A 9506-nucleotide genomic window follows, 5' to 3' on the forward strand; every position below is an offset into this window, starting at 1 on the left:
CTGCCCGCCGGCGCCGCCATGGCCCGCGACAACGGTCACGGCCGGCCGGACATGGACGCCACCCGGCGGGACGCCCCGGGAATGCAGGAGTTCTGATCATCCGCTGCGCGGCCCTCGGCGAGTCTGGCGTGGCCCTCGGCACCGGCGCGGACGGGGCCGGAGCCGACGGGCGGTCTCGTGATGGGGTGATCGAGAGATGCTGACGCTTTGTGGAGCAGTTCTTGCTTTGTGTACGGTTCTTGCGGTGGTCGGCATCCTTGCCGGCAGCGGTTTCGTCTATGCGTCCCTGATCTTGACGCTGGTCGCCGCGGCGCTGCTCCCGGCGGGAGCAGTACGCCGGGCCTCTCGCTGACCTCGGGCCTCGGTCTCAGCTGCCGGTCGTCTCGTGCCGGGTGAGCGTGAACGCCAGGCCCAGCTCCTCGGCCGCCGAGCGGGCTTCCGCCTCCCACGGCTGCGCCGCAGGCAGCTCCGTGCGGGCCACCTCGGTGAAGGAGACCGCCAGCACCTCCTCGGCCACCGTCTGACCGTGGGTACGCAGCGCGAGTGCGGTCTCCTCGCGCGTCGCCGCCCAGGAGACGTCCACCCGGTCGGTGATCTCCAGCCCTGCCGCCTTGCGCGCGTCCTGGAGCACCCGGACGACGTCGCGGGCGAGCCCGGCGCGGGCGAGCTCCGGGGAGATCTCCAGGTCGAGGGCGACGGAGAGCCCGGACTCGGCGGTGACCGCCCAGCCCTGCCGCGGCGTCTCTGTGATGATCAGCTCGTCCCCGGACAGCTCGGCCTCCTCCCCGTCGACGGTGACGGTGAGCCGTCCGTTGACGGGAGGACCGGCGGCCGCGATGGCCGCGGCGACCGCCTTGGTGTTCCTGCCGAAGCGCCGCCCCAGGGCCCGGAAGTTCGGCTTCACCGAGATGTCGACGACCTCCGAGGTCGCCGGCTCCACCGTGGTCACGTTGAGCTCCTCGGTGATCTGCGCGATCAGCTCGGGGGAGAGCTCGTCGAAGGCACTCGCGCCGATGACCGCCCGCGGCAACGGCTGGCGGGTGCGCATCCCGCTGGCGGCCCGGGCGGCACGGCCGAGTTCCACGATCCGCCGGACGAGATCCATCTGCTCCGAGAGCTCCGGCGTGTGCAGCCCCCCGGGGAGCTCGGGCCAGGCGGCAAGGTGCACCGAGTCGGGGGTCTGCGGGGAGGCGTCGGCGAACAGCCGTGACCACAGCCAGTCGGTGAGGAACGGTGTGAACGGCGCCATCACTCGGGTCAGTGCGTCCAGGCAGGTGTGCAGGGTGTCCAGGGCATCGGCGTCGCCGGCCCAGAACCGGCGGCGGGACCGGCGGACGTACCAGTTGGACAGGTCGTCGACGAACCGGGCGATCCGCCGCCCGGCCCGCAGCGAGTCGAAGTTCTCCAGCGCCTCGTCCACCTCGGCGACGGTGGCCGCGAGCTCGGACAGCGCCCAGCGGTCCAGCACGTGCCGCCGGGCCGGCGGTGTCGCGCCCGCGCCTGGGCTCGCGCCCGGCCGCCAGCCGGCCGCCCCGGCATAGAGGGCGAAGAACGACGCGGTGTTCCAGTAGGTGAGCAGGACCTTGCGGACGATGTCCTCGATCGCCTCGTGACTCATCCGGCGGTCCGCCCACGGCGAGCCGCCGGCGAGCATCAGCCAGCGGACCGCGTCCGCGCCGTGCCGCTCGAACAGCTCGAAGGAATCGAGCACGTTGCCGAGATGCTTGCTCATCTTGCGGCCGTCGGCGTCCAGGAGCAGGCCGAGGCAGAGCACCGTCTCATAGGAGGAGCGGCCGAACACCAGCGTGCCGACCGCCATCATCGTGTAGAACCAGCCGCGGGTCTGGTCGATCGCCTCGCAGATGTACTGCGCCGGGTACTGCCGGGTGAACTCCTCGAGGTTGTGGTGCGGGGCACCCCACTGGGCGAACGGCATCGCGCCGCTGTCGTACCAGACGTCGATCACCTCGGGCACCCGGTGCGAGACGCCGCCGCAGGTCGGGCAGGTCCCGGTGACCTCATCGACGAACGGGCGGTGCGGGTCGAGGTCGGCCAGGTTCCGCCCGGCGAGCTCGGAGAGCTCGGCGAGTGACCCGACGCACACCAGATGGGTGGGGTCGTCGTCGCAGCGCCAGACCGGCAACGGTGTCCCCCAGTATCGGTTGCGGGACAGCGCCCAGTCGACGTTGCCGCGCAGCCACTCGCCGTACCGACCGGTCCTGATTCGCTCGGGGTGCCAGGTCGTCCGCTCGTTCTGCGCCAGCAGCTCGTCGCGGATGGCGGTGGTCCGGATGTACCAGGACGGCAGCGGATAGTAGATCAACGGTGTGTGGCAGCGCCAGCAGTGCGGGTAGCTGTGCGTATACGTCGACGCCCGCCACAGCCGGCCCCGTGCGCGCAGGTCGGCGGTCAGCGGCGCGTCGGCATCCTTGAAGAACATCCCGCCGACCAAGGGGACGTCGGCGAGGAAGCGGCCGCCCGTCCCGATCGGGTTCACCACCGGCAGCCCGCTCGCCCGGCAGACCGCCAGGTCCTCCGCGCCGAACGCCGGCGCCTGGTGGACCAGGCCCGTGCCGTCCGTGGTCGTCACGTAGTCGGCGAGCACGACCGAGTGCGGGACGCCGGTGCCGGCCGCGAACCGCTTCGCCGCCAGCAGTTCGAACGGGCGGGTGTAGCGGGCACCGGCCAGCTCCGCCCCGCGGAACCGCTCGACGATCTCGGCGTCCTCGCCGAGGGCCGCGGTGACCAGTGGTTCGGCGACGACGAACAACTCCCCATCCCCCGCGCGGGCCAGGACGTACTCCACCTCCGGGTGAACGGCCACCGCCGTGTTCGACACCAGTGTCCACGGGGTCGTCGTCCAGACCAGCAGCTGCGCGCCCTGCCCGGCGAGGCCGAGGGCGTCGGCGACGAGCGGGAAACGGACGTAGACCGAGGGGTCGTCGACGTCCGAGTAGCCCTGGGACACCTCGTGGTCACTAAGCGGCGTCTCGTCGCGCGGGCAGTACGGGGTGACCCGGAAGTCCTCGACCAGCAGGCCCTGGTCGAAGATCTGCTTGAGCGACCACCAGACGCTCTCGACGTAGCTGGTGTCCATGGTGCGGTAGGCGCCCTCGAGGTCGACCCAGTAGCCCATCCGCTCGGTCATCGCGGAGAAGTCCGCGACATGGCGCAGCACCGACTCGCGGCACCGGGCGTTGAACTCGGCGATGCCGAACGCCTCGATGTCGTTTTTGCTGGTGAAGCCGAGCTCCTTCTCGACCGCGAGCTCGACGGGCAGCCCGTGGCAGTCCCAGCCGGCCCGCCGGGGAACGTGGTAGCCCTTCATCGTCCGGTAGCGGGGGAACAGGTCCTTGAAGACCCTGGCCTCCACGTGATGCGCCCCCGGCCTGCCGTTGGCGGTGGGCGGGCCCTCGTAGAAAACCCACAGCGGGCGGTCCGCGGTGGCCTCCAACGAACGGTGGAACACCTTGGTGTCGCGCCAGCGGGCCAACGTCTCCCGCTCCAGGGCGGGCAGGTCCACCTGGGCGGGCAGCGGAGCGAAGGTGGGATGCCGCAGGGGGGTGCTCATCGTGGGGACCCGGTCTCCATAGTCGTGATCTCCGTCGGGCTGGCTCTCCAACGGAGGGACGACGCCTCACCGGCCCCGGGCGTGACCATCCGGCCGATGCGCCGGCCGCCTGTCCTGCCCGGACCGGGGGTACCGCGGTACCACCCTCCTTGCACACCCGCTCGGCCGGATCGGGCCGAGGGATGGCCCCTCGTTGTCCTCGCGGTGGCCGGATCTACTGGGGACCCGATGGTCGACCGGATCCCGTTCTTCCGGCGGCTCGGGGGTGATCTTCGCGACGCGCTGGCCACCGGGCTTCCACCGACCCCGGCTCGCTCGGGCTGCGCCCGCCGCTACTCGTCCCCGTCCACGCCGTACCGCTGCCCATGAGCGTAGCTCAACGGGACGAGCGGTCCCGTCCCCGGCTCGGCCCTTCGCCGCGCGGCCGGTTCATCGTCGGGACCCGGGGTCGTAGAGTGGTCCGGTAGGAGAGGTGCCGACCATCGGGAGCGGTGTGTCCGAAGATCCCGCCGATCACGCAGCGGCCGCGCCGGGGGGCGTCGCCCCGGGCGCGGGGCCCGTCGCGTCGGCGATGCCCACGAAGCCCTCGGCCCCGCCCGGGGGGTCGGCGCCGGTACCGCGCGGGCGGGACGAGGCTCGCCCGACCGCCGGTTCCCGCCGGGCGGTGGCCACGCTGACGGTCGCGGCGGCGATCGTCCTGCTGTCGGACATCATCACCAAGCACGTCGCGGTGGCCACCCTGTCCGACCGGGGGCCTGTCGAGGTCATCCCTGGCCTGCTCGACCTGGAGCTCACCCGCAACTCCGGAGCGGCCTTCAGCCTCGCGGGCGGCGCGACGGTGCTGCTCAGCCTGGTCGCCCTGGCCGTGGTCGCGGTGGTGGTGTCCACCGCCCGCCGGCTGCGGTCGGCGGGGTGGGCTCTCGTGCTCGGCGCCCTACTCGGCGGGGCGCTGGGCAACCTCGCCGACCGCATCTTCCGCGCGCCGGGTCCCCTGCGCGGTCACGTCGTGGACTTCGTTCACCTCCACTACTGGCCCATCTTCAACGTGGCCGACTCCGCGATCGTCTGCGGCAGCGTGCTCGCGGTCATCCTGTCCCTGCGCGGCGTGGGTCTGGACGGCACGCGCTACGCCGAGCATCAGCCCGTCGGCGGGGGCAGTGACCATCACGGGCGGTGACCTGCGGTCCCTACCGGTCCCGGACGGGCTCGACGGCGTCCGTCTCGACGCGGCGATCGCGAGGATGTTCGGGCTGTCGCGGACCGTGGCCGCCGCGCTCGTCGACGACGGCCAGGCGAGCCTTGACGGGAAGGTCCGGGGCCGGTCCGACCGGGTCAGCGGCGGTGCCTGGTTGGAGGTCCGGCTGCCCGCCCCGCCGCGTCCGGTGGCGGTGGAACCCACGCCGGTCGAGGGTCTCGGCATCCTCTACGACGACGACGACATCATCGTCGTGGACAAGCCGGTCGGGGTCGCCGCCCATCCGGCGCCCGGCTTCACCGGACCGACCGTGATCGGGGCGTTGGCGGCCGCGGGATACCGCATCTCCACCTCGGGCGCGGCCGAGCGTCAGGGGGTGGTGCACCGTCTCGACGTCGGTACCACCGGGGTGATGGCGGTCGCCAAGAGCGAGCGTGCGTACACCCTGCTGAAACGGGCGTTCCGTGACCGTGCGGTGGACAAACGCTACCGGGCCGTGGTGCAGGGCCATCCCGATCCGCTGCGGGGCACCGTGGACGCCCCGATCGACCGGCATCCGCGCCGGCCGGGGCTGTTCGCCGTCGTCGCGGACGGCAAGCCGAGTATCACCCACTACGATCTCCAGGAGGCGTTCCGGGCCGCCTCCCTGCTGTCCGTGCGGTTGGAGACCGGGCGCACCCACCAGATCCGGGTGCACATGTCCGCTCTGCGGCACCCGTGCGTCGGGGACCTCGCCTACGGGGCCGACCCCACGCTCGCCGAGCGGCTCGGCCTGACCCGCCAGTGGCTGCACGCGGCGCAGCTGTCCTTCGATCATCCCGGTCACGGCGGACGGGTCGAGTTCACCAGCCCGGACCCGGCTGACCTGGCCGAGGCGGTGGAACGACTGCGGGACCAGCCATGACGGAGCCGGTGACGCTCGGGGAGGCGACCTCGGCGCCGGTGCCCGCTCCCGCGGCACCTGGAGGAGCGGTGCCGGCCCAGGCCCCCGCCGGCCGGGGGTGGCCCACCGTGCGCCCACCGGTCCACGAGCTGGGGGCGCTGCTCGATCGGGTCGACGCCCGCACGCTGCCGGCGACCTCTCGCGCGATCGCGATCGTCCGGGCGCGGATGGTGGGCCTGGCGGCGCGGGAGATCGGTCGGGTCCGCCGGACCCGGGACCGGGCCCGTCCCTCGCCTGCCGGCTCCGACGACGATGACGGTCCGCCGGCCCTGCTCGACGTGGCCGGAGTCACGCCCGGCGGGGTGGTGGAATGGGGCGTCCGGATGCTTGTCCTCGGACTCGTCGCGTTGATCGTGGTGAGCGCAACGGCCGCGATCCTGCAGGGCGTCGATCATGCTCCGTCGTCCGGACGGTCCTCCCCGGCGACCGGGGAGGCGCCGACGTCCGCGAACCAGCCGGCGGCGCCCGACCAGCCGGCGGCGCCCGTGTTGCCCGTGGTGACGATCGGCCCCGGGCCGAACGACCCGGTCGCCGACTACCTCGGCGCCAGCCGGCAGAACCTCGCGTCGCTGACCTCGGCCGCCCCCGGCGCCGATCTTTACGCCGTGGCCAGTCTCACCGCGCCCCGCACCCCCGCCGACCTGCTCGAGGTGTTCGGCGACTTCCGGACCGTGCAGGTGTTCTTCACCGCCGGTATCGGGGGTGAACAGGAGCAGGCCCTCGTGCGCGATCCGGTGGCCGACGTCCGGGCCGCCTTCGGGTCGGCGGCGGCCCAGGCGGACGCCCGAGCCGCTGCCGACACGCAGGTCGGCGACACTGCCGCCGCCGACCGCGAGCGGCGAGCGGCGAGCGATCTGCGGGCCGGGTGTGGATGTCTGTTCGCCGCGGTGGTCCGCGCCCCGGCCGGCCGGCTCTCGCAGCTCGAAACCGATCCTCGGGTGCGGGTGGTGGACCCGGCCCCACCGGGAAGCGGGCCGCCGGGTATGAGATTCATCCCACTGTCCCCGGACCGTCGCTGACCCGGTCGAGACCGTCCGCATGATCGGACGGTGTGCCGGGCACGGGTGGCGGACGGTGACCGTTCTGGCGTGGCACCTGACCCCTGCGCCATCGTCGACCGGGACAGGAGAAGATGAGGGGGGGAGACCGGCTTCGTCACCTGGGGTTGCGACCGGCCGGGGAGTTCACGGATCATGATGAGGAGACCCAGGTTGAAGCTGGCGAAGGGCACCCGGGAGGTCTTCGACGCGGAGAGCCTGCTCGAGGAGTACCTGGGGCCGCGCAAGCGAGGTCTGCGCTACGCCTACCCGTACTACGACGGCCTGGTCACCAATAGTGATCCGGATCTGCTATGCACCGGGGATCTCCTGGCCCCGTGCCTGCTCGGCGTGCATGTGGACGTGGATCGGATGCACACGCTCACCGCACTGATGCCGTTGCTACAGCGGGCGTTGGACAGGCTTCCTCCCGGCATCGAGCTCATCGAGGCCGACGAGGTCACCCTCGATCTGGTCGCCGCGCTCTACGACCCCCTCGACGACCCGGACGTCTCCGACCGGGACGTCAAGGGCTCCCTCATCGCCAAGGTGCTGCACCGCAAGCGGCCCGCCCTGGTCCCGTTGTTCGACTCCAAGGTGAGGATCTTCTACCAGCACGAGGACTGCGTCCCGCCGTCGCCGCGGGACGGGCGGTCCTGGCGGCAGTACATGGGCCTGCTCATCCGCGCGATGCAGTACGACCTGCGGGAGAACGCCGAGGAGTTCCGCCGGCTCGGGGCGCTGGTACCCGTCGCGGGTCCCCCGATCACCCCGCTGCGGATGCTCGACGTCGTGGTGTGGATGAGCAGTGCGGTGTGATCAGCGCCCGTCGCCGGCCCGGGACCATCGACCGGATCCGACTGCGACAATGGTCGATGTGTTGAGCTACGCGGTCCGCGGGCTCACCCGGCGGCACGGGACGGGTGAGCATGCCGTTCTCGCCAATGATCGGATCGATCTCGACGTCCGGCAGGGCGAGGTGTTCGGGGTGCTCGGGCCGAACGGCGCCGGGAAGACCACGCTGGTCCGCCAGTTGATGGGTCTGCTGCGGCCGGACGCGGGCACGATTACCCTTTTTGGCCGCGACGTGCTGGCCGCCCGCGGTCTGCCGGCCCGGCTCGCCGCCTACCTGGGTCAGGATGATCTCGCGCTGGCCGAGCTGCCGGTCGCCACGGCCGTGGCGACCACCGCCCGCATGCGCGGCGTCCCCCGCTCCGCCGTGCGGGCGGTCCGTGACGCCGTGCTCGGCGAGCTTGGTCTGGAGGCGGTGGCGCATCGCCCGCTGTCGAAGCTGTCCGGTGGGCAACGCCGGCTGGCGTGTGTCGCCACCACCCTGGTGGGGGACCGGCCGATGCTCGTCCTCGACGAGCCAACCACCGGCCTCGACCCCGTCGCCCGGCGGGCCGTGTGGTCGGCGCTGCAACGTCGCCGGGACACCGTCGGTGTCACCGTCGTGCTGATCACGCACAACGTCCTCGAGGCGGAGTCGGTGCTCGACCGGGTCGCCGTCCTGGACGCCGGGCGGGTGATCGCCTGCGACACTCCGGGCCAGCTCAAGGCATCGTTGTCCGGTGACGTCCGGCTCGACCTCGCGTGGCGCCACGACCCGCCCGCGGACGATCCCACCGTCGCGACGTTGGCCGCGCTCGCCGTGGTCAACGGACGGCGGTGGACCATCCGGTTGGCTCCGGCCGCGGCCCGTGACGCCCTCGGCCGGTTGACCGCCGGCCCGGCGTTCGCCGCGCTGGACGATTTCAGTCTCGCCACTCCCTCGCTGGAGGACGTGTACCTCACCCTCGGCGGCGGGTCGCGGGACCTGGAGCGCGCATGATCGTGATTTTCCGGTGACCGTCGTTCCGGACGCGCTCGGGGCATCCGGTGGCGGGGCATCCGGGGTGCCGGCGCCATCGGTCGTGGATGGCCGCCCGCTTCCCGCCACGCGGCCGGCGCCGGCCTCCGCCCCGCCGAGCAGCGCCCCGCTGGCCCCGCCGCAGCTGCCGCCGTTGACGTCGTTTCGCACCGCGTTCGGTGCGGTCTACCGCGGGCAGCTCGCCCGCTCCAAGGTGGGACGGATCCCGCTGCTGTTCGTCGCGTCGTTCCAGTCGGTCGGGATCCTCGTGCTGCTGCGCGGGATTCTCGACGTCGGCGACACCACGGCCGCCGGGCAGGTCGTGGCGGGTTCCACGGTGCTCGTGGTCGCCTTCGTCGCGTTGAACCTGCTGGCCCAGCGGTTCGGGGCGCTGCGGGCGTCCGGTGCCCTGGACTACTACCTCACGTTGCCGGTGCCCGGCGTCGCGGTGGTGCTGGGCACGGCGGCCTCATATGCGACCTTCGCGGCGCCCGGCACCGTCGTCACCGCGGTGCTGGGGGCGCTGCTCTACGGGCTGCCGCTGTCTGGCCTGTGGCTGCTGCTGCCTGTCGTGGCCCTCGCCGGGATCTGCCTGTCCGGGCTCGGGGCGGCGGTCGGCCTGCTCGCTCCTCGGTCGGAGCTCGCGACCGTCGCCGGCCAGCTCGGAATGAGCATCGTGCTGTTTTTCGGTGTGATCCCCTCCGGCCGGCTGCCCGAGGTCGGCCGCTGGGCGCGGGACGCGTTGCCCAGCAGCTACGCGGTGGACGCCCTCGCGGCCGCCTTCCAACCCGGCGTCGACTGGGCGAAGGTGGTCCTCGACCTCGGGATCTGCGCCGCCGTCGGGGTGGTGACGCTGTCTGTCGCGGCGGTGGCGCTGCGCCGTGTCGGCACGTCCTGAGGGCGTCATAGTT

The 9506-nt window shown here is 72.6% G+C and carries 8 protein-coding genes; 7 read left to right on the forward strand and 1 reads right to left on the reverse strand.

The genetic code is table 11. The annotated features are described in order from the left end of the window. Nucleotides 1-367: 367 nt before the first annotated feature. Complete coding sequence (gene ileS, locus ACY5KJ_RS13450; RefSeq protein ID WP_462203490.1) at nucleotides 368-3571, reverse strand: isoleucine--tRNA ligase; 3204 nt, start codon at nucleotides 3569-3571, stop codon at nucleotides 368-370. A gap of 228 nt (nucleotides 3572-3799) precedes the next feature. On the opposite strand from ileS, the gene ACY5KJ_RS13455 reads away from it, so the two are divergent. From ACY5KJ_RS13455 to ACY5KJ_RS13485, 7 genes are all read left to right on the forward strand, one after another. Further along, nucleotides 3800-3940, forward strand: a complete 141-nt coding sequence (locus ACY5KJ_RS13455; protein ID WP_462203491.1) for a hypothetical protein — start codon at nucleotides 3800-3802, stop codon at nucleotides 3938-3940. Nucleotides 3941-4142: 202 nt separating this feature from the next. Then, entirely contained in the window at nucleotides 4143-4748 is a 606-nt protein-coding gene (locus tag ACY5KJ_RS13460; protein ID WP_462203492.1) for a signal peptidase II, read from the forward strand. Next, a complete protein-coding gene (locus ACY5KJ_RS13465) occupies nucleotides 4729-5670 on the forward strand; it encodes an RluA family pseudouridine synthase (protein WP_462203493.1) in 942 nt (313 codons plus the stop codon). Before ACY5KJ_RS13460 ends, ACY5KJ_RS13465 begins: the two co-directional genes overlap by 20 nt. After that, nucleotides 5667-6728: a hypothetical protein gene (locus ACY5KJ_RS13470; protein WP_462203494.1), complete on the forward strand. Its 1062-nt coding sequence runs from the start codon at nucleotides 5667-5669 to the stop codon at nucleotides 6726-6728. Before ACY5KJ_RS13465 ends, ACY5KJ_RS13470 begins: the two co-directional genes overlap by 4 nt. Before the next feature lie 192 nt (nucleotides 6729-6920). Next, nucleotides 6921-7565 carry a DUF6308 family protein gene (locus tag ACY5KJ_RS13475; RefSeq protein WP_462188889.1) on the forward strand — a complete coding sequence of 215 codons (645 nt, stop codon included), beginning with the start codon at nucleotides 6921-6923 and terminating at the stop codon, nucleotides 7563-7565. Between the two features lie 49 nt (nucleotides 7566-7614). Continuing rightward, the gene (locus ACY5KJ_RS13480; protein WP_462188896.1) at nucleotides 7615-8577 is read left to right on the forward strand and encodes an ABC transporter ATP-binding protein; all 963 of its coding nucleotides are present in this window, start codon (nucleotides 7615-7617) and stop codon (nucleotides 8575-8577) included. 13 nt (nucleotides 8578-8590) lie between these two features. Then, nucleotides 8591-9493, forward strand: a complete 903-nt coding sequence (locus tag ACY5KJ_RS13485; protein WP_462188888.1) for an ABC transporter permease — start codon at nucleotides 8591-8593, stop codon at nucleotides 9491-9493. Nucleotides 9494-9506: the final 13 nt, after the last annotated feature.

It is taken from the genome of Frankia sp. CcWB3 (assembly GCF_977927595.1).

What these genes read in the sequence shown, in the direction of transcription:
- ACY5KJ_RS13460 (WP_462203492.1), top strand. Translation starts at nt 4,143, where the DNA reads ATGCCCACGAAGCCCTCGGCCCCGCCCGGGGGGTCGGCGCCGGTACCG.
- ACY5KJ_RS13470 (WP_462203494.1), top strand. Translation starts at nt 5,667, where the DNA reads ATGACGGAGCCGGTGACGCTCGGGGAGGCGACCTCGGCGCCGGTGCCC.
- ileS (WP_462203490.1), bottom strand. Translation starts at nt 3,571, where the DNA reads ATGAGCACCCCCCTGCGGCATCCCACCTTCGCTCCGCTGCCCGCCCAG.
- ACY5KJ_RS13455 (WP_462203491.1), top strand. Translation starts at nt 3,800, where the DNA reads ATGGTCGACCGGATCCCGTTCTTCCGGCGGCTCGGGGGTGATCTTCGC.
- ACY5KJ_RS13480 (WP_462188896.1), top strand. Translation starts at nt 7,615, where the DNA reads ATGGTCGATGTGTTGAGCTACGCGGTCCGCGGGCTCACCCGGCGGCAC.